The organism is Pseudomonas sp. 58(2021) (assembly GCF_017491585.1).
Classification (GTDB): Bacteria; Pseudomonadota; Gammaproteobacteria; order Pseudomonadales; family Pseudomonadaceae; genus Aquipseudomonas; species Aquipseudomonas fluorescens_BT.
The window spans coordinates 25,727-43,281 of record NZ_JAFGYZ010000033.1 but is presented as its reverse complement, the minus strand read 5'-3'; the positions used below and the strand labels follow the sequence as shown (position 1 = coordinate 43,281).

Below are 17,555 nucleotides of genomic sequence, written 5' to 3'. Positions count from 1 at the left end.
CATGCAACCGCGACCATGGACTCCTGTTCTGATCCGGAGTCCATGCCATGGAATCGTTGTTGCCCTTTCTGCTGTTTTCCTTCGTCGCCTCGATCACCCCGGGGCCGACCAATATTCTGGTGATGAGCCACAGTTCGCGACGCGGTCTGACGGCCACGCTGCCGATCATCTTCGGTGCCTGTCTGTCGGCGGCACTGGTGGTGCTGGTGGTCGGGCTCGGCGTGGGGGAAACCTTGTTGCGCTATCCCCGTGTGCAGCAGGCGATGGCCTGGGCCGGGGTGCTGTGGCTGAGCTGGCTGGCGTGGCAGATCTTTCGCAGCACACCGCCGTCGCTGGACTCGGCGACAGCGGCGGATGACGGCTTCAGCGTATTCGGCGCCGTGGGCCTGCAATTGATCAACCCCAAGGTGTGGATGATGGCCGTGGCAGTGGTGAGTGTGTTTGGCGGCAATGGCGACGAGAGTGCGCGGATGCTGCTGTTGTCGGCGGTGTTTCTAATGGTCTGCCTACCGTGCATGACGGCGTGGGCGCTCCTGGGCGTGGGCAGCGCGCGGTTCTTTGGATCGCCACGGGCATTACGGCGGATGAATGCGGGTTTGGCGTTTTTGTTGTTGCTGTCGGCTTGGTTGGCGGTGTTGGTCTAGGTTCAGACTTCAGTTGGTAAACAGCGCAACCCTGTCACTCTGGATAAGGCCGCTGGCGGCCAGCGCTCTGAGCCGTTGTACCAACGCGTTGCGCTGGTCTTTTGAGGTGATCGGGTCGACTACCTGATACTGGCGATCGCACCAGAGATCCACCTGCCGCAGCCAGAATGTCTCGACCACGGGTTCTGCTTCCAGCCGTTTCAGCAGATAGGCGACCTGCTGCCAACTCGACATCAAACGCAAGATCGCCCGGCTGCGTTGCGGGGGCAGGTCATGCCATTCGTAATCCAGTTTCGCGGCGACCCTGGTATTCAGCACGGCCCAAGGCTGCTTGTCTGATAGCGCGTAGGCTGCGAGGTACACTTTTTCCGAAGGATCACTCAACGCCCCGAGCATCAGCGACAGATCTTCATCGCCCAGCACGCGAACAGCAGCCTGCCGCACGGAGGGGTAGATGGAGCTCAGCGCTTCAGTCAGCCAATGCTTCTGGAGCCCGATTTCAAGCTCGGCTGCCAGACCCAGTACGCCAAGCCATTCGCGTTTGCGGGTGGGGAAATCCTGGCTGAGTCGCTGTGCCAGTACCTTAGTTGCATCGATCCCGTAACGTGGCGCAGCCCAACGCGCCAGGCTGCGAATCGAGGGCGAAGGATCGAGCAAAGCCATCGGCAACAGTTGGCCTAGATCATCGGACAAGGGAAGGAGCGCGCGGAGTATGTTGACACGAACCTTGGCACCCGGACGCGACAGGGCCTCAAGCAGTAAAGGCGAGGCCTGCGCTGGCGGTAGATCCTGACAGACCGACACGGCAGCCAGTCTTACGGTCAGCTCTCTATGAGCCAAGGCGCTACGCAAAAGTCTTTGCGAGTCGAAATCCGTTTCCAGCAGCAACATGAACAGGTAGCGCGCGGCTTTGCCTTGTCGCGCGAGAAAGTCTGCGAAGACTTCATCGCGGATTTCCGGTGATTGAAGAACAGTGCGTACGGCGGTGTAGGTGGGGGCATGGTCAACCCGCTGCCGCGCCACCAGCGCCATGATCGAGTTCAGCGCATACAGCAAAGCAGGTGCCTGAGCGGGATTCAGGTAGTTGTTCATCCCGGACAACGCCAGATCGCGAATCTGTGGCACCCAATCGTTGAGCCGTTCTATCAGGGCTACAAGCGCCTGCGGGGAGCAATCGCGACTGAGTTCTCTCACCGCAACTTCCCGGACGAAGCCGTTGTGGTGAGTGCTGAGTTCAATCCATGTAGCGCTGCCATTGGCATTTGCGAGCAGTTCCAGTGCTTCGTTGCGCCGATACTCCGCCCATGTGGGCTCGGTCACGGGTTTGTTCCTCAGCCGGTCCCACCAGTCCTTTGGAGATGTCACGCAATGATCCTTTCTGTCGTTGTCCGGGTGCAGGGTGGCCACTTTACTGATTTTGCGGTCGCAGGCGTAACTGACATTTCGCTCGTGCACGGCGCAGGGGATGCATTGCGCATTCCTGACAGGAATGCACCGCATAAAATCAATGAATTTCTATTATCGATGCTCGTGACGTAGGGTGATTCAAGGACACGGAGAAACTGCCTTGAAATCTGATTCCACTGGAAAATTCGACACCTCCCGCGCCAATGAATACGGCAAGCAAAGCCGAATTGCGCTGGCGGGTTATGACGCTTGCCATGACCTTGCCGCGTGCATGCTGGCGGCCAGCCTCGGTAACGCGGGCTCGGCACGGATTCTGGCGGTGGGCGCCGGCGGGACAGCTCAGGAAATCATCGCCATGGGAGGTCTGGAGCCTGGCTGGCGATTCATGGCGGTTGATCCTTCCGAGCCGATGTTGGCGGCGGCGACCGAGCAGTTGCGGACACACGACTTGCTGGCGCGAACGGATCTGCATCTCGGGCCGGTCGATGATTTGCCTGCCGATGAGTCATACGACGCCGCCACGGTGATCGGGGTTCTGCATCATCTGGAAGGCGATGAGGCCAAGCGAGCGCTTCTGCAATCCATTCGGGCTCGTTTGAAGCCGGGGGCTCCGCTGATCGTGGCCGGCAATCACTACGCGTATGCCAGCCAACCGTTGCTACTGGAAGCGTGGGGACAGCGTTGGCGCCAGAACGGGGCCAGCGCCGATGAGGTGAAGGCCAAACTGGGGAAAATTCTTCAGGGCGCCGATCCTCCGCATTCCGAAGCGGCGGTTCAAAAGCTGTTGCATGAAGCCGGGTTCGGCGAGGCCACCCGGTTTTTCAGCAGTCTGTTCTGGGGCGCGTGGTTGACGCGTCGAGTGCGTTGATCCGGGGCCGAGCGACGAATCCGACCACACGCATTTGAAATCTCCGCCGTTGCCCCCCAGAATCGCGCCCCGATCCGGCCACCCGCGCCGGGCGTTCAGAGTGAAAGGGGTTGCGGTTGAACGAACAGACATTGTCCATGCGCCTGGAGCGGGTGTCGGCGCACGTACCCGCCGGTGCGCGCCTGGCCGATATCGGCTCGGATCACGGCTACCTGCCGGTGGCGTTGATGCGTCGCGGCGCCATCGAGGCGGCGGTGGCGGGGGAGATGGCGTTGACGCCGTTTCGCTCGGCCGAGCGCACTGTGCGTGAGAACGATCTGAGTCAAAAGATCACCGTGCGCCTGGCCGATGGCCTGACGGCCATCGAGCCCCAAGACGCAATCACCGCGATCAGCATTTGTGGCATGGGCGGCGAGACCATCCGCGACATCCTCGAGGCCGGCAAGGTGCGCCTCAGCGGTCACGAACGCCTGATTCTGCAACCCAACGGCGGCGAGCAACCCCTGCGGCAATGGCTGATGGACAACGACTACCGGATCCTCTGCGAAGAAGTCCTGCGGGAAAATCGCTTCGACTACGAAATCATCGTCGCCGAACGCGGCGACCCGGTGACCTACACCGAAGAAGAACTGTACTTCGGCCCGCATCAATTGCAGGCGCGCAGCCCTGCGTTTGTCACAAAGTGGCAGCACCGGTTGCGACACAAGCAGCAGACCCTGAACCACTTCGGGCGGGCGCGGCACGGGGTGTGCGAGCACAAGGTGCAGGATCTGGTGCGGCAGGTGCGCTGGATCAATGACGTGCTGGGGTGAGACAGACCCAACGCTGATATCATTCATCCACTTTCAAGCCAGGCAAGACACCATGAACCGTCAGAAGAAACTGCAACAACTCTTCAAGGAAAAATCCAGAAAGGCCAACGCCAAACTGGCGCCGAAAAGCAACAAACCCAAATACATCAGCAAGGCTGACCGCTTGAAGATGGAAGCTGAAGCCAGCCAGGCGCCGAGCCTTTCCACTGAAGAGTGATGCAGGTTAACGCAGCAGATACAAAGCGCCCGCATCGTACGGTTTTGTCTCCTTGACGCGTGCCAATCAATTGATGGGACAACAGCCCCGCCGCAGTCATTGCGAGCGAGGCGACGACGTGTACCGAAATCGAGCCGAGTGCCCAGAGCAGTAGTCCCTCCTGAATCAAAGCACCGTTTCGGCTGGCCCCTTTTGTGGTCTATTTCAACTCGAGGGTCTTGATGACGGCTTCGCCTTCGGTGCCGCCAGGCCAGCACAGATCGACGGTGATCGAATCACTGTTTTTCACGTGGAAAATGGCGAAGTTCTTGTCTTCCGAATGGCTGAACAGGTGCTCGAACTGGACATTGTCATTACCACTCAGCGTACCGGATTTGGCTATTGCGCCAGAAACAGTCTGCCCGGCGGGCATTCGCGAAATGGCACTCGAGGTAATCTGGTAAACGTTGGCCCTGCGATAGATCTGGTGCTGCAACCTGAAGGCGGCAGCACAATGCACATCGCCGCTTAAAAACACCAGGGTCCGGCCTTCGGCATCGAAGGCGGCGAATATCTTTTCCAGCAGAAGGTTTCTTTCAACATGGTTGGAGGGATGATCCCATTCATCCATGAAGTCGTCCTTGAGACTGTTAATCAAGGACCCTGCCGTCAGGACGATGGATCGCCAGTGAACGACTGGAACGGAACTGACCACAAACACGATTTTTGATTTTTTGACGGGCGGCGTATCCAGCCAGCCTAGAAAGCGGTCAACCTGATCATCTCCAAGCAGCCTGTTTTTGGCCCTTTCAACATCATGATGCCCGCGCAGGTCGAGCACATAGAAGGGGGTTGCCCCCTTCATGAAGTGATAGTCCCAGACGCATTTTTCGGGTGTTTTCAATAACGACCTGACAATGTTGGTGGGAGGGTTGTGACTGTGGCCATATTCAAAATAGGCTGTTCTTGCGGCATTCCACATCGAGTTTATAAGTTGCTGGTCAATGTCTGGGTCGTCTTTCTTGAAGTACCTTGAAAGAATTTCCAGACGCTCCTTGTTGGTTCGCGATCCCCAGCCATCCATGATTTCATGGTCATCCCAAATCATGTATTGAGGCGTTTTCGAAAAGATCTCCTGCATTTGAGGGAAATTCCAGTACACACGGTAATACCAGCGGTAAAGGCTCAGAAGGTAGGCATCAAGACCAGCGGTGAGCAGTTTTCCGTCTTTTGTGAATGCCGTGATCAGATCGTCCTTGTTGTTCTGCAGCCATTCCCAGATGTCTGGAAAGTATTTGTTTTCCTGGCAGTCCACATAGACCTGGTCGCCACCGCCAATGACAAATCTGACTTTCGCGTTATTGGCCCTGCTGAGAAACAATGGCCACGCACCATTGCTGTTATTGGCGTTGAACGGGTCATGGCAGCTATAGAATCCAAAGCTGAAATCAGGCATGGATTGCGCCATGGTGGTAAAGGAGTAGACCTTTTGATATCCGATTTCTGTTCTGCGCCACATACTCTTGGACGTTGGCTTCTGACTCATCAAGTAATAGTAGTAGGTGGTGTTCGGTTTCAGATTGGCTATGTCAAAGGTGTTGGTCAGGTCCGAGTCTTCACTGAACTTGTACGACAGTATGTTTTTCGGGTCGCCCCCCTGGTTTTTGAGGAACAGTTCAATGGGTTTGTCGTCAAGCGTGAACAGGTCCCCGACCAACGCCTTTTCGGACCAGACCAGCGCCCATTCTCCTGCCTTATAGACGCGAATCCAGATTCGAGCACTGTCAGTGCTTACATGCCCGACGATGCTGGCAGTGCCAAGTTTGTTCACGTCGTATTCGTTGTTCCGAGGATCGACCAAGGCCATGACTTTCTCCATTTTCACTTGGGTTGTCAGGGGAACTGGCGTTCTGATCGAACACGGCCAACAGCAAACTTCTGACGAATCCCCATGAGGTGCGCGATTTGACTATAGAGGGTATCGGCTCATTGGGCTCAAGGGCCTCAACCGCCCGACTGCGGTGGCTTGGCCAATTCGATCCCCGCCGCCCCCAGCCGCTTGAGTATCTCGAACAACAGATCACTCTTGGTCTTGCCGACAATCCTTGGGCTGTCGACATAACCCGTCACGGTCAGCGTGATGCCATCGGGTGAAAGTTTGCTGAAACGCACGAACGGCGCCGGTTTGCCGAGGATGGTTTCGTGCTCTTTGTAGGTGTCGAGCAGCAGGCTTTTGACTTGCTCGGGGTCGATGTCCAGCGGGAACATCAGTTCCAGCGTCGCCACGCCCTGGGCGCTGCCGCCGAGGGTGACGTTGCGCAGGTTCTGCGAAATCAGTTGCGAGTTGGGCACGATCACGATGGAGCGGTCGCTGAGCTGGATCTCGGTGGCACGCACGTTGATCCGGCGGATGTCGCCCTCGACGCCGCTGATGCTGATCAGGTCGCCGACCTTGACCGGGCGTTCGGTCAGCAGGATCAGCCCGGAAACGAAGTTCTTCACGATCTCCTGCAGACCGAAACCGATGCCCACCGACAGGGCGCTGACGATCCACGCCAGGTTGGTCCATTGCACGCCCAGCGACGACAGCGTCAACAGAATCACCACGGCGTAGCCGATGTTGGAAAACAGCGTGCTGAGTGACGCGCACATGCCCGGGTCCATGTCGGTCTTGGGCAGGAACTCGTTGTCGAGCCAGCGGCGCAGGGCGCGAATCAGGTAGATACCGATCAACAGGGCCAGCATCGCGTTGAGCAAGTGACCGGGGACGATGTTCAGCTTGCGCAGGCCGGCACCGCCCAGAATGGTGCCGATGTTGTTTGCCAATTGACCCAGCGTGGTGCCGATGCCGCCGACGAACAGCGTGATCACAGCCAGCAACAGCAACGCCGCCCGGCCCACGCCGGCCAGCAGGGTCGAGGCCTGCTCAAGTCGCCGGTCGCCGACACCCAGCAGTTGCTTCAAGGCCTTGCCGCTGGAGTGGCGGGGCGAGAAGAAGTATTCGCAACTGTCCTTGAGCAACTGCATCAGCAGGTAGAAACCGGAGAGCACGATAAACGCCCACACCAACTCATAGGTGATGAACCGCGCCAGCGATACGTAGCCTGTCAACAACGTGCCGAGTGAAATGACCATCGCCAGCGTGGTCACGGTGTAAATCACCCCGGCGAGGGTATTGCCCGTCACCTGCGCATCTCCTGTCGCCGCCAACTCCTTGCGCACCTCGCCGACGCGCATCAGCAGCACCGTGATGATGCCCAACACCACCAATGCGATCACACCGCGGCCGGTGATCACGATCTGGCTGCTCATACCGGACGCATTGCCGACCTGCACCGCCGTCACCAGCACCAGCAGCGTCGCGGCGAGGATTCTGGCGAAAGGCTTGAGCGTGAGGGCCACCGGTTCGGCAATCACCGGCAGCCGCCACGACGGGTGCTCGGTCGACAGCAACGCCCGGCTCAGGCCGGTAATCATCACGCAGGCGTACACGACTTTCTGGAATTCGTCGGAGAACGTCGCCAGCATCGGTGGCAGCGGCACGTGCCGGGTGCAGGCGTAATACAGCAGTTCCAGGGCTATCGCGGTGGTCGCCAGTGTCGCCAGCGCCGAGGCGAAGGCCAGCGAGCTGCGGCGCAACCGGCCTTCGGGCATGCGATGGATGCACACCCACGCCAGCCAACGGTCGGCGAGACGTCGGCCCAGGGTCCAGACAATGAAGGACAGCACCACCAGCACGCCGGTGTAGAACCGTTGCTCCGGCTGCCAGGCCTCGGTACCGGTTTCCTTGATCTGGTCAACGAACATCTGCAAGCGTTGGCGATCGGCAGGATCGGGATCGATCATCGGCGACCAGAAATCAGGGCTGAGCACGCTGTCGGTGCGCAGGGTCAGTTCGCTTTCCAGCAACGTGCGGCGAATGCCGGCGATCTGGGTGATCAGGTCCGTGGCGTTCTGCTTGAGCGTGGCCAGATTTTTCAGTGCGGTATCGACCTTGTTCTTCTGCTCGATCAGCGCCGCCCGCTGTTCGGCGATATCGGCCTGTTCGGCGGCTACCGTTTCCGTCGGCGCTGCGCCCAGCACGCCCAGTTGTACCGTCAGCTGCGCCTGTTGTGGCAACAGCGAGGTCGACAACCGGTCGATGTCCAGAATGAACGCCTGCACCCGATCCTGGGGGCCTTCGAGCTGGTTGTAATTGTTGGCGGACGAGATTTGCTGCTTGAGGCCGTCAAGGCGTTGCTGCAACGCTTGCAGATCATTCTGGGTGACGCCGGGGAGCGGGGCGCCGCTGTCGGCCGCGCCCGGCGCTTCAGCCGCCGACACCATGGCCAGCCCCGGGCCGATCAGGATCAGGGTGACGAACATCAATGACTTCAATGCGTTGCGCATGGGAATGGGCGAGTCCGGTTGATCACACAAACATTGAGGTTAGGTGATGGGGCCGGAGGGTGCGGAAAAGTTTCGGTGACCCGGGCGACGGGCCACCGTTCGCAGTGTTGCGGTTATTCAGATCGACCGCTGATTGACCCGTTGCATCAATTCCTCCGCCGATTCCTTGCGCTCGGAATAGCGATCCACCAGGTCCGGGCGATCACGCAGCAACAGCGTGAATTTCACCAGCTCTTCCATCACGTCGACCACCCGGTCGTACAACGCCGAGGGTTTCATGCGGTTGCCTTCGTCGAATTCCAGATAAGCCTTGGGCACGGAGGACTGATTGGGGATGGTGAACATGCGCATCCAGCGGCCCAGCACGCGCAGTTGATTGACCACGTTGAACGATTGCGAACCTCCGCAGACCTGCATCACCGCCAGGGTCTTGCCCTGGGTCGGACGCACCGCACCGAGGGCCAGTGGCACCCAGTCGATCTGCGCCTTGAACACCGCCGACATCGCGCCGTGACGCTCGGGCGAACACCAGACCTGGCCTTCGGACCATTGCATCAGTTCCAGCAGTTCCTGGACTTTCGGGTGATCGCCGGGTGCGTCGTCCGGCAGCGGCAGACCCGAAGGATTGAAGATTCGTGTCTCGGCGCCAAAGTGCTCCAGCAGTCGTGCGGCTTCTTCCACCAGTAAACGGCTGAAGGAACGCGGGCGGGTCGAGCCGTAGAGCAACAGGATGCGCGGTTTGTGGGCGCCTTCGTCACGCGTGGTTGTTTGAACCAGTGAAGGATCGAGATTGGGCAGGTCGGTCATGTCGGCTCCGGTTACAGCGTGCTGATGCGGTCGAGCTCGCGCTTGAGGGCATCGCGGTCAAGTTCGGCGAAGGGCAGGGCGAGGAAGGCGCGGCAGCGGGTTTCGATCCGGGCGAGGGTGGCGTGAAAGGCTGCATTGATGGCAGCTTCGTCGCCGCGGATTTCCGACGGATCCTCCAGTCCCCAATGGGCTTTCAGGGCCGGGCCGAAGTACACCGGGCAGGCTTCACCGGCGGCCTTGTCGCACACGGTGATGACAATGTCCGGCGGGTTGTCTTCGAAGGCTTCGTTGCCCTTGCTGCTCAACCCGGCGGTGGAAATGCCGGCCTCCTGCAACGTGGTCAGGCTGCGCGGCAGCACCTGGCCCTTGGGAAAACTGCCGGCGCTGACCGCTTCGAAACCTTGCGGTGCCAGGTGATTGAACATCGCTTCGGACAGAATGCTGCGGCAGCTGTTGGCGGTACACATGAATAGAACGCGCATGATCGGTCCTCAGCAGCAGGCAGATGTATTGAGCGGGCGGTCGCCCATGGTGGCCAGACGCGCGCTGTTTGCTTCCAGCCAGGCGGTGTTGGCGGCCAATGTGGTTTCAAGCAGGGTGCGGATCCAGGTGGGCAGGTCAGGGTTGAGCCGGTAATAAACCCACTGGCCCTGGCGACGATCCAGCAACAGACCACAGGTGCGCAGCTGCGCGAGATGGCGGGAGATTTTCGGCTGACTGTCGTCCAGCGCGCAGACCAGTTCGCAGACACATAACTCACCCTCACGAGTGATCAGCAGCGTGGCCCGGGCGCGGGTTTCGTCGGCGAGGCATTTGAAAACGGAGGTAGGGTCAAGCATGGGAGTGCCGTTATATATGTGGAAAGCCGAATATACGGATTTCCGTATGTGTCGGGCAAGGTCTGAATTTTTCTGAGGCGAGTGATAGCATGTGGCCTTCATGGAGGTGAGGCTGGCAAACAGCCTCCTCGGACAGCGTGCAAGGATACAAGGCATGAAGAACAAACTGGCCATCGGCAAACGCAATGAGTTCGCCATCTGGGGTTATCTACTGGAAGCCGGCTTCGACGTTTTCCCATCCCTGGTCGACGATAAAGGCATTGACGGAATCGTCGGGCACAACGGCCGATACTTCGAAGTGCAAGTCAAAAGCGGCGTGAACTGGAACAACCAGCGGGGACTCAGTCGCGCAGCGGTCAGCATGAACCCCGAGCGGATCTTTCTGATCTACAACACCACCGCCGATGAAGTTCGCTACTTCACGGGCCAGCAAATTCTGGCCGAATCCGAGTGGGCGCAATCCATTGATTGGCGCCTGTCTCAGATAAAACTGCCCAAACGCATGCTGGAAAAATACCAGCAGCACGATTGGGCTGGCTTCATTGCTTATTTGCGCGGCGAAACCAGCAACGCTTTGGCTTGATTGCCTTTCAGCGCCTCGGTTTTTTATTTTCAATCAATGCAGATTTACCCATGATCAAGATTGCGATACCGACGCTCGTCCTGCTGCTGTGCCTGCAGGGTTGTGCAGAAATGCCTGCGTATTCGAACGTAAAGTCCGGTGAGCCGAGCGACGAATCCCGTTACACCGTCATCGAAACCGATACCTATGCAGGAAGGCCCCAGCGCTCCTGGGGGGACGGCGAGCCAAACCTGAACATCATTAGAATCAACGACAAGAAAGTGGGGAATATTCCGTTTTCCACTTACTACTACAAGAATGATTCCCCCCAGCGTGCAGTGCTGATCCCGGGGAAATACACGATTCAACTGGAATACAATCTGCCGTTGCACTTCCTGTTCGCCGATCTGGAGTTCGAAGGCAAACCCGGTCAAAAGATCATCGCCCGCTCGCAATATGTGGGTCTCAACCGGCTGGAGGTTTGGCTGGAAGATGCGGCGACCGGTGAAGTCGTTGGTAAGCGTGTGCACTGACAAAATTGACGCGATGGCTGTGAAGTACCGTGCTTTCAGCCATTGAACGAAGAGGGGGGATTTTGAATAAGCATTCAAAATCCCCCTTTTGTTTTTTGACTGTAAGTTCGGGCGATTCAGCGCTTGCTGAAAGCCAGCCGCGCCGCAAACAGCACGAAAATCATCCCGGTGGTGCGATCCATCCAGCGAATCACTTTCTCCCGTCGCAGAAACCCGGACAGCGGCTGTGTTGCGCCGATCAGCACCAGCGACCAGATCAACCCGAGCACCACATGAATGCTCACCAGCCCGAACGTCCACGGCACCAGCGGCTGCCCCTGCGGAATAAACTGCGGCAGAAACGACACGTAGAAAATCCCCACCTTGGGATTGAGCACGTTGCCCAGCATGCCCTTCAAGAACCAGCTGCCCCTCGGCTTGCCATTGACTTCGGCGGGCGCCAGCGAGCGGCGAGGGCGCAGCAGCATGTTCAACCCCAGCCACGCCAGATACGCCGCACCGCAGTACTTCAACAGGTTGTAGGCCAGCTCCGACACCGCAATCAATGCCCCCAACCCAAACGCCACCGCCGCGCCCCACAACAGACAACCGGCATTGATGCCCAACGCCGCGCGCAAGGCCTGTTGCTTGCCTTCGACGGTGGCGGTGCGCAGGACCAGCGCGGTGTCGAGGCCGGGTGTCAGGGTCAGCAGTGTGGCGGCGAGGGTGAAGGCCAGGAGGTTGTCGGCGATGGACATGGCGCTTGGGTTTCCTGTTCTGGATGGGGAACGGTAGCGGTTTCAGGCGGGGGGATCCAGCAGGGAGATGAGGCGGGGTCGAAATTGCCAGCGTGACCGGCAGCTTGAAACGATGAGGGCCGGGGCTGCTTCCGCTATTTGCAAGAACCTCAACCCCTATTCATGCAGAGTGCATGCCTATATTTGGCCATCACCTTGCGCAACCCGTTGATGTTTAATGACCTCTAAAATCTGAGGGGCTGGCACACAATATGCGAGGTCTGTCTGGAATTACGCGAAAATTGCCGACCTGGATCGGCGAACAATAATCCGTGACAGAGGCCTCAAATGAACGCCATCGACCTTCTGAAAACTGACCACGAAAAAGTTAAGGGCATTCTGAATCAGCTCAGTGAATCCACTGATCGCGCATTAAAAAAGCGTGCGGAGTTGCTCGAAAAGCTTGAACTGGAAATTACCATTCATACCCAGCTTGAGGAACAGATTCTGTATCCGGCTTTCAAGGAAGCAGGCGGTAAGGAACAGGATGAAATGTACTACGAGGCGAAAGAAGAGCATCGCACCGTGGATTCACTGGTATTGCCTGACCTGAAATCCACCGATCCTTCTACACCCGAATTCGCCGGCCGCGTGAAGGTGGTCAAAGAGCTTCTGGAACATCATATCGAGGAAGAGGAAACCGAGATGTTTCCCCAGGCCAAAAAGCTTTTGGGCAATGCGAAGCTCGAGGCGTTGGGCAAGGAAATGGAAGTGATGAAAGCTTCACTGAAGAAAAGCCTCAACGGGTCGAATATGGCGGCCTGAACAAATAGACAGACGAACCTGCGGTGCAATCAAAAGCCCGGCTTAATGCCGGGCTTTTCCTGTGGATACGCCTGGCGCATCCATATTTGTCTTGCGCCAACACGCTTCAGAGAAACGGTAAGCCGAGGAGGCAATCAGCCCCAGGGCACGACTTCAACTGGCAACCCGTTTTGTCCGGGAGAAACTTAAGCCTCCGACCGCTGCCCGACAGTGATTTCGAAGAGATATTTCTGGCCGCGAGGACTCAAAATCAGCCGTAGGCCGCCGGCCAGGCGATCACGCAGGATGCCGAACCCGGCTGGCATCTCTGGAGGGCGGGCATCCGAACTGGCGACTGTATTCCCGGCTGAATTGCGAAGGACTTTCGTAGCCCACTCGATAACAGGCGCTTGCCACATCCAGCCCCTCGCCAAGCAACAGGCGGCGGGCTTCCTGCAGGCGCAGTTGTTTCTGATACTGCAGCGGACTCATGGCGGTCACGGCCTTGAAGCGATGATGCAATGTGGAGTTGCCCAAATTGGCGACCCGGGCGAGTTCTTCGATGCGCAAGGGTTGGGTGTAGTGGTTGTTCAACCAATCGATGGCCCGTGTTACTCGCCGTGTTTGCGAGTCGCCGAGGGCAAGCTCGTACAGACGACGTCCATGCACACCCCGCAGGAGGCGGTAATACAACTCGCGAAGAGCAAGCGGTGCCAGCATGCCGATGTCTTTCGGTGTTTCCAGCAGCCGGACCAGCCGCAGCATTGTTTCCAGCAGGGGCACATCGACTTTCTCAAGAAAAAGGCCAAGCTCCGGCTCGTCCGGTACGCCCGCCGGCGGAGCGTCGGCGATGACCTGAGCGATTTCCGTGGCCTCGAAATCAAACCGGATACACAGGTAGGGCGCCTCCGGGCTGGCCATCAGTACGCGACCGGACACCGGAAGGGTGACCGAAACCACCAGGTAGCTGAGGGGGTCGTACAGGTAGTGGTCGTCACCCAGGCCGATTTCCTTTTGTCCTTGCACGATCAGGCAAAGTGCCGGTTTGTGCACGGTATGGATCAGCTCCGAAGGCGCATCGAAACGAATCACATGCAGGGGGGCTATGGCGGTCTCATAGATCCCGGGTGTGGTAAACCGTTGCGTCAGCAGGCGAACCAGTTCGTCACGGTAGATGGCCGTGTTCTGAAGGATGAAAGCATCGCTTTGTTCCATTTCAAGGCTCTCACAAGTGTTCATGAGCGTCTGCCCGGAACTGCCCGGGCAGACGATATTCACCCGACATCATCAAAGTACTCATTGCCGATAGAGGATCATTCCGGCGTGATACAGCACGTCGTCATGAAAGTGGCCGTCAGCGGTGAAGCCGGTGTCGTCCCAGTACTGGATGTAATCACCGACCAGTTCGTAGCGGCCCTGATAGGCGCTCTTGTTTTTACCACGGGCCTCGTCGTAACGACCAGTCGTCAGAAGCTCATGACGGATGAATCCATCTGCGGTGACCCACATGCCTGCGTAACGATGGTCCTGAGTGGTTTTTTTGGCATCTTTCATCATCTTTTCTCCGCGATTGTCCGGCTCAGCAGATACGACCCAAAGCCGTGCGGTCAGAGCCGTTTTCGGCAACGCGAAAACCCGGTGTGCGGTCACTGCCACCTTCAGCTACGCGCATGCCGGGCGTGCGGTCCGAGCCATCTGCGGCAACGCGGAATCCGGGGGTGCGATCACTGCCACCTTCACTTACGCGCATGCCGGGAGTTCGATCAGAACCGTCAGCGGCCAGGTACAGGCTGGTCGAGGAAAGGTTGATCGCGCAGGCCACCATCGCGCCGATCACCAGTGAAAGGGAAAGCCGTTTTGCGTTTTTCATTGTTCAGTCCTCATTGACGTTGTTCATCTGAGCGGCCTGCCGTGGCCTGTGTGTGCATCCGTTGCGTGCTTTCAGATTACGTAGCCGAGCGCAGCGGTGTTAGGACGAAACTGCCGCAGATTTGCCTGATCCTCTCGGGCTGGTCGGGCATGGCGTGCGGCGCGTTTGTGCTGCGGCTCAGCCGGCCGTGACGGTCATGCCGCCGTCGGCCATGACCACCGAACCGACCATGAAGCTGGCCCGATCCGAGGCGATGAACGCGACCACTTCGGCGATTTCTTCCGGTTGGGCGGCGCGGCCGATCGGCGCGGCTTCGCCATGCTGGGCGAGAAAGGCAGGGCCATCATCGACCACATTTTTGAGGATATTGGTCACCACATCGCCGACACCGACTGCATTGACCCGAATGCCGTGGCCAATGACCTCAAGTGCCAGGGTGCGCGTCAGCTGGGCCAGCGCGCCTTTGGAGGCGGTGTAGGCGGCAATGGTGGGGAAGGCGAAATAGGAGGCGTAGGACGCGATGTTGACGATCGATCCGGACTTGTTGGGCATCATCGCTTTGACCGCCTCCCGGCTATGCAAAAAGGCCGCCGTGGCGTTGACCGCCTGAATGCGTTCCCAGTCTTCGCGGGTCATGTCGATCACCAGTTTGTTGATGATGATGCCGGCGTTGTTGACCAGAATGTCCAGCCGTCCGAATTGCTCGACGGCCAGGGCGACCGCGCGTTCGGCTGCGCCGTCCTGAGTGATGTCGGCCACCAGGGGGACCAGGCCGGGGCGGGCCAGTGCTTCGACCTCAGGGTTTATATCTTCAGCAATGACCTGGGCGCCGCGGGCATGCAGCAACAGTGCGATGGCCTTGCCGATGCCACTGGCCGCGCCAGTGACCAGCGCGACTTTGCCGGCCACTTCGTTTGGGGTGCTGTTCTTGAAGTCGGACATGATGTTCTCCAGCGATTTGATCAAGTAGGGACAAGCCGTGTTGGCGCCGGGGAGGCGCTGTCATCGGCGACGGGCCTACTGTCTCGCAGCGAGGCGAACGCGGCTTTCGTGAGATTGCCCACGCTGTCGGGGTTTTGCGCTGAATGTCAGTGAGGGAGGTTCGGCGCTCGATTCAACCAACGGGAAAAGCCCGATATCATCGACCGGTCTGCGTGACGCGGCGTGCGGGCAAGCATCCGAGTCCTGTCTGGCGTTGCACAGCCGAATCTGAAAAGGACAAGTTCATGGCAAATACCGGGCGCACCTCCCAGGAACCGATGTCGACATCTTCTCGAGACTTGCGCATCACCGGCGAGTCGATGGGTGAGTTCCTGCCAGGCGAACCGCAGGCGTTACCCTCGCGCCCGGAAATCACGGACGTCGTGATTCAGCTGTTCACCCATCGCAGCGTTACTGAGCCCATTCTCGTGCCTGCAGTGGTGGAACCGCTGCTCGTTCTGGTTCTGGCCGGGGCGGCGACGGTAGAGGAGCGCGCATTGGGGGGCGAGTGGGAAGCTGCCGAGGTCAGTGCCGGCGATTTTTTCCTCACCAGTTCCGATGAGCCGTATGAAATGCGCTGGCAGACGCACGGAGGCGATACCTTCGAAGTCATGCATCTTTATCTCGGGCTGCCGCTGATCGAGCAAGCGTCTCGAGAGCAATCGGGTCAGGACGCAGGGTCTGTGCGTTTGCGCGATGTTTCAGGGGCACGGGACGGGCGCGTCGCGTTTGTCATGGAGCAGCTGCGCACTGAACTGGTTCTGGAACGCTCACCCAGCGCGCTTTTCGCCCGTTCTCTGGCGCAGGCGCTGGCCGTGCATCTGGTGCGCAGCTATCTCGCTGAAAGCCAGCCCGGGCGTCGGGTCAACGCCTTGCAAGCCTACAAGCTGCGCAAAGTCACCGACGCCATGAACGCGCATCTGAGCGCTGAATTCAGCCTGGCAACACTGGCCGGTCTTGCCGAGCTGAGCGAGTACCACTTCAGTCGCCTGTTCAAGCGTGCGACGGGGCTCTCGCCATCGCAGTATTTCATTCGCTTGCGCATGGTTCGTGCGCGGCACCTGCTATTGGAAACCCGCCTCAGCGTCATCGACGTCGGGCTGGAGGTCGGCTACTCAAGCCCCAGTCACTTCTCTCAGGTATTCCGGCGTGAAGTGGGCGTAACGCCCAGCGAGTTCCGTGGGGCCTGAGCGCCCCTACGCTACAAATTTGCAAGCGATGCACACAGACACGAATAGGCAAAAGTTGCGCAGGTTTCGGCACGCGCCGACGAGGCCCGCGCCCTTAATCTTTTCGACGTACCCCGCAGCAACGAACGCGTCTTGAGCGGTCGGTGCTGAACCTCAATGCAGACAGCAGGAGCTACGGATATGTCGAACATTCAAAACAAAGTCGTCCTGATTACCGGTGCAAGCAGTGGTATTGGCGAAGCGGCGGCCAGGTTGATCGCCGCCAAAGGCGCGCATGTGGTCCTCGGTGCCCGCCGTACGGAGCGTCTGGACAAACTGGTCAGCGAGATCCAGGCCGTAGGTGGTTCCGCAAGTGCCTGCGCACTGGACGTTACGGATCTGCAATCGATGCACGCCTTCGTGGCATTCGCCAAGACGCAACATGGCAAGGTCGATGTGATCATCAACAACGCGGGCGTGATGCCGTTGTCTCCCCTGGCCTCGTTGAAGGTCAACGAATGGAACCAGATGCTCGATGTCAACGTTCGTGGCGTACTGCACGGTATTGCCGCCGTCTTGCCGGACATGCAGGCGCAGGGTTTCGGTCAGGTCATCAACATCTCATCCATTGGTGGCCTCGCGGTTTCTCCGACAGCCGCGGTGTACTGCGCGACCAAATTTGCGGTCAGGGCTATCTCGGATGGCCTGCGCCAGGAAACGGACAAGATCCGGGTCACCGTGGTGTGCCCGGGGGTCGTCGAGTCCGAGTTGGCGGATACGATTTCGGATGATGTGGCCCGCGAGGAAATGAAAGCCTTCCGGCGTGTGGCGCTCAATGCAGACGCTATCGCGCGGGCGCTTGCCTATGCCATCGAGCAGCCCGACGATGTCGATGTGAGTGAGATTGTGGTTCGTCCGACGGCCAGTCCGCACTGAGCCGTGCCGGGCGCAATCCCCC

General features: G+C 58.9%; 20 protein-coding genes and 2 pseudogenes. 9 read left to right on the top strand and 13 right to left on the bottom strand.

What is annotated here, in order from left to right:
* Positions 1-47: 47 nt before the first annotated feature.
* Positions 48-644, top strand: a complete 597-nt coding sequence (locus J5M72_RS27200) for a LysE family translocator (protein WP_207867983.1) — start codon at positions 48-50, stop codon at positions 642-644.
* 9 nt (positions 645-653) lie between these two features.
* Here the strand turns inward: J5M72_RS27200 and J5M72_RS27195 are convergent, their stop codons facing one another.
* Positions 654-1,964: a PBS lyase gene (locus J5M72_RS27195; RefSeq protein WP_347709534.1), complete on the bottom strand. Its 1,311-nt coding sequence runs from the start codon at positions 1,962-1,964 to the stop codon at positions 654-656.
* 247 nt (positions 1,965-2,211) lie between these two features.
* On the opposite strand from J5M72_RS27195, the gene J5M72_RS27190 reads away from it, so the two are divergent.
* The 3 genes from J5M72_RS27190 (at position 2,212) to J5M72_RS27180 (ending at position 3,948) form a co-directional block, all read left to right on the top strand.
* Entirely contained in the window at positions 2,212-2,919 is a 708-nt protein-coding gene (locus tag J5M72_RS27190; RefSeq protein ID WP_207867980.1) for a class I SAM-dependent methyltransferase, read from the top strand.
* A 116-nt stretch (positions 2,920-3,035) separates the two neighbouring features.
* On the top strand, positions 3,036-3,731 hold the full coding sequence (locus tag J5M72_RS27185) for a tRNA (adenine(22)-N(1))-methyltransferase TrmK (RefSeq protein WP_207867978.1): 696 nt from the start codon (positions 3,036-3,038) through the stop codon (positions 3,729-3,731).
* A 52-nt stretch (positions 3,732-3,783) separates the two neighbouring features.
* Positions 3,784-3,948, top strand: a complete 165-nt coding sequence (locus J5M72_RS27180) for a DUF2986 domain-containing protein (protein ID WP_169430071.1) — start codon at positions 3,784-3,786, stop codon at positions 3,946-3,948.
* Between the two features lie 55 nt (positions 3,949-4,003).
* Here the strand turns inward: J5M72_RS27180 and J5M72_RS29100 are convergent.
* From J5M72_RS29100 to J5M72_RS27155, 6 genes and pseudogenes are all read right to left on the bottom strand, one after another.
* Positions 4,004-4,120, bottom strand: a pseudogene (locus J5M72_RS29100) (fluoride efflux transporter CrcB); the annotation flags it as partial.
* A 27-nt stretch (positions 4,121-4,147) separates the two neighbouring features.
* Positions 4,148-5,794 (bottom strand): alkaline phosphatase D family protein, encoded by a 1,647-nt coding sequence (locus J5M72_RS27175; RefSeq protein WP_207867976.1) that lies wholly within the window; start codon positions 5,792-5,794, stop codon positions 4,148-4,150.
* A gap of 137 nt (positions 5,795-5,931) precedes the next feature.
* Complete coding sequence (locus J5M72_RS27170) at positions 5,932-8,316, bottom strand: DUF3772 domain-containing protein (protein ID WP_207867974.1); 2,385 nt, start codon at positions 8,314-8,316, stop codon at positions 5,932-5,934.
* Between the two features lie 117 nt (positions 8,317-8,433).
* Complete coding sequence (gene arsH / locus J5M72_RS27165; RefSeq protein WP_064595868.1) at positions 8,434-9,123, bottom strand: arsenical resistance protein ArsH; 690 nt, start codon at positions 9,121-9,123, stop codon at positions 8,434-8,436.
* A gap of 11 nt (positions 9,124-9,134) precedes the next feature.
* On the bottom strand, positions 9,135-9,605 hold the full coding sequence (locus tag J5M72_RS27160; RefSeq protein WP_207867972.1) for an arsenate reductase ArsC: 471 nt from the start codon (positions 9,603-9,605) through the stop codon (positions 9,135-9,137).
* A gap of 9 nt (positions 9,606-9,614) precedes the next feature.
* Positions 9,615-9,962 (bottom strand): metalloregulator ArsR/SmtB family transcription factor, encoded by a 348-nt coding sequence (locus J5M72_RS27155; RefSeq protein WP_169430076.1) that lies wholly within the window; start codon positions 9,960-9,962, stop codon positions 9,615-9,617.
* A 154-nt stretch (positions 9,963-10,116) separates the two neighbouring features.
* Between J5M72_RS27155 and J5M72_RS27150 the strand changes: the two genes are divergently transcribed.
* Positions 10,117-10,545: a hypothetical protein gene (locus tag J5M72_RS27150; protein ID WP_169430077.1), complete on the top strand. Its 429-nt coding sequence runs from the start codon at positions 10,117-10,119 to the stop codon at positions 10,543-10,545.
* A 50-nt stretch (positions 10,546-10,595) separates the two neighbouring features.
* Positions 10,596-11,057: a hypothetical protein gene (locus J5M72_RS27145; protein WP_169430078.1), complete on the top strand. Its 462-nt coding sequence runs from the start codon at positions 10,596-10,598 to the stop codon at positions 11,055-11,057.
* Positions 11,058-11,173: 116 nt separating this feature from the next.
* On the opposite strand, the gene J5M72_RS27140 is transcribed toward J5M72_RS27145, so the two are convergent.
* The gene (locus tag J5M72_RS27140; RefSeq protein ID WP_207867968.1) at positions 11,174-11,794 is read right to left on the bottom strand and encodes a LysE family translocator; all 621 of its coding nucleotides are present in this window, start codon (positions 11,792-11,794) and stop codon (positions 11,174-11,176) included.
* A gap of 327 nt (positions 11,795-12,121) precedes the next feature.
* On the opposite strand from J5M72_RS27140, the gene J5M72_RS27135 reads away from it, so the two are divergent.
* Positions 12,122-12,598, top strand: coding sequence for a hemerythrin domain-containing protein (locus J5M72_RS27135; RefSeq protein ID WP_169430080.1), 477 nt, complete (start codon positions 12,122-12,124; stop codon positions 12,596-12,598).
* Between the two features lie 42 nt (positions 12,599-12,640).
* On the opposite strand, the pseudogene J5M72_RS29095 reads toward J5M72_RS27135, so the two are convergent.
* The 5 genes and pseudogenes from J5M72_RS29095 to J5M72_RS27115 all read right to left on the bottom strand — a co-directional run.
* A pseudogene (locus tag J5M72_RS29095) lies at positions 12,641-12,745 on the bottom strand (DUF1206 domain-containing protein); the annotation flags it as partial.
* Between the two features lie 129 nt (positions 12,746-12,874).
* Positions 12,875-13,792 (bottom strand): AraC family transcriptional regulator, encoded by a 918-nt coding sequence (locus J5M72_RS27130; RefSeq protein WP_207868005.1) that lies wholly within the window; start codon positions 13,790-13,792, stop codon positions 12,875-12,877.
* 81 nt (positions 13,793-13,873) lie between these two features.
* The gene (locus J5M72_RS27125; protein WP_039773158.1) at positions 13,874-14,131 is read right to left on the bottom strand and encodes an Atu4866 domain-containing protein; all 258 of its coding nucleotides are present in this window, start codon (positions 14,129-14,131) and stop codon (positions 13,874-13,876) included.
* Between the two features lie 25 nt (positions 14,132-14,156).
* A complete protein-coding gene (locus J5M72_RS27120) occupies positions 14,157-14,447 on the bottom strand; it encodes a hypothetical protein (RefSeq protein ID WP_207867964.1) in 291 nt (96 codons plus the stop codon).
* A gap of 177 nt (positions 14,448-14,624) precedes the next feature.
* Positions 14,625-15,389 carry an SDR family oxidoreductase gene (locus J5M72_RS27115; RefSeq protein WP_207867962.1) on the bottom strand — a complete coding sequence of 255 codons (765 nt, stop codon included), beginning with the start codon at positions 15,387-15,389 and terminating at the stop codon, positions 14,625-14,627.
* A 284-nt stretch (positions 15,390-15,673) separates the two neighbouring features.
* Here J5M72_RS27115 and J5M72_RS27110 point away from each other — a divergent pair, with 284 nt between their 5' ends.
* Positions 15,674-16,618, top strand: a complete 945-nt coding sequence (locus J5M72_RS27110; protein ID WP_207867957.1) for an AraC family transcriptional regulator — start codon at positions 15,674-15,676, stop codon at positions 16,616-16,618.
* 180 nt (positions 16,619-16,798) lie between these two features.
* The gene (locus tag J5M72_RS27105) at positions 16,799-17,533 is read left to right on the top strand and encodes an SDR family oxidoreductase (protein ID WP_207867955.1); all 735 of its coding nucleotides are present in this window, start codon (positions 16,799-16,801) and stop codon (positions 17,531-17,533) included.
* Positions 17,534-17,555 lie beyond the last annotated feature (22 nt).

Bases quoted from the DNA above. Each gene is read 5' to 3' on its own strand.
- J5M72_RS27200 (WP_207867983.1), top strand. From the start codon at position 48: ATGGAATCGTTGTTGCCCTTTCTGCTGTTTTCCTTCGTCGCCTCGATC.
- J5M72_RS27180 (WP_169430071.1), top strand. From the start codon at position 3,784: ATGAACCGTCAGAAGAAACTGCAACAACTCTTCAAGGAAAAATCCAGA.
- J5M72_RS27175 (WP_207867976.1), bottom strand. From the start codon at position 5,794: ATGGCCTTGGTCGATCCTCGGAACAACGAATACGACGTGAACAAACTT.
- J5M72_RS27170 (WP_207867974.1), bottom strand. From the start codon at position 8,316: ATGCGCAACGCATTGAAGTCATTGATGTTCGTCACCCTGATCCTGATC.
- arsH (WP_064595868.1), bottom strand. From the start codon at position 9,123: ATGACCGACCTGCCCAATCTCGATCCTTCACTGGTTCAAACAACCACG.
- J5M72_RS27160 (WP_207867972.1), bottom strand. From the start codon at position 9,605: ATGCGCGTTCTATTCATGTGTACCGCCAACAGCTGCCGCAGCATTCTG.
- J5M72_RS27155 (WP_169430076.1), bottom strand. From the start codon at position 9,962: ATGCTTGACCCTACCTCCGTTTTCAAATGCCTCGCCGACGAAACCCGC.
- J5M72_RS27150 (WP_169430077.1), top strand. From the start codon at position 10,117: ATGAAGAACAAACTGGCCATCGGCAAACGCAATGAGTTCGCCATCTGG.
- J5M72_RS27145 (WP_169430078.1), top strand. From the start codon at position 10,596: ATGATCAAGATTGCGATACCGACGCTCGTCCTGCTGCTGTGCCTGCAG.
- J5M72_RS27140 (WP_207867968.1), bottom strand. From the start codon at position 11,794: ATGTCCATCGCCGACAACCTCCTGGCCTTCACCCTCGCCGCCACACTG.
- J5M72_RS27135 (WP_169430080.1), top strand. From the start codon at position 12,122: ATGAACGCCATCGACCTTCTGAAAACTGACCACGAAAAAGTTAAGGGC.
- J5M72_RS27130 (WP_207868005.1), bottom strand. From the start codon at position 13,792: ATGGAACAAAGCGATGCTTTCATCCTTCAGAACACGGCCATCTACCGT.
- J5M72_RS27125 (WP_039773158.1), bottom strand. From the start codon at position 14,131: ATGAAAGATGCCAAAAAAACCACTCAGGACCATCGTTACGCAGGCATG.
- J5M72_RS27120 (WP_207867964.1), bottom strand. From the start codon at position 14,447: ATGAAAAACGCAAAACGGCTTTCCCTTTCACTGGTGATCGGCGCGATG.
- J5M72_RS27115 (WP_207867962.1), bottom strand. From the start codon at position 15,389: ATGTCCGACTTCAAGAACAGCACCCCAAACGAAGTGGCCGGCAAAGTC.
- J5M72_RS27110 (WP_207867957.1), top strand. From the start codon at position 15,674: ATGGCAAATACCGGGCGCACCTCCCAGGAACCGATGTCGACATCTTCT.
- J5M72_RS27105 (WP_207867955.1), top strand. From the start codon at position 16,799: ATGTCGAACATTCAAAACAAAGTCGTCCTGATTACCGGTGCAAGCAGT.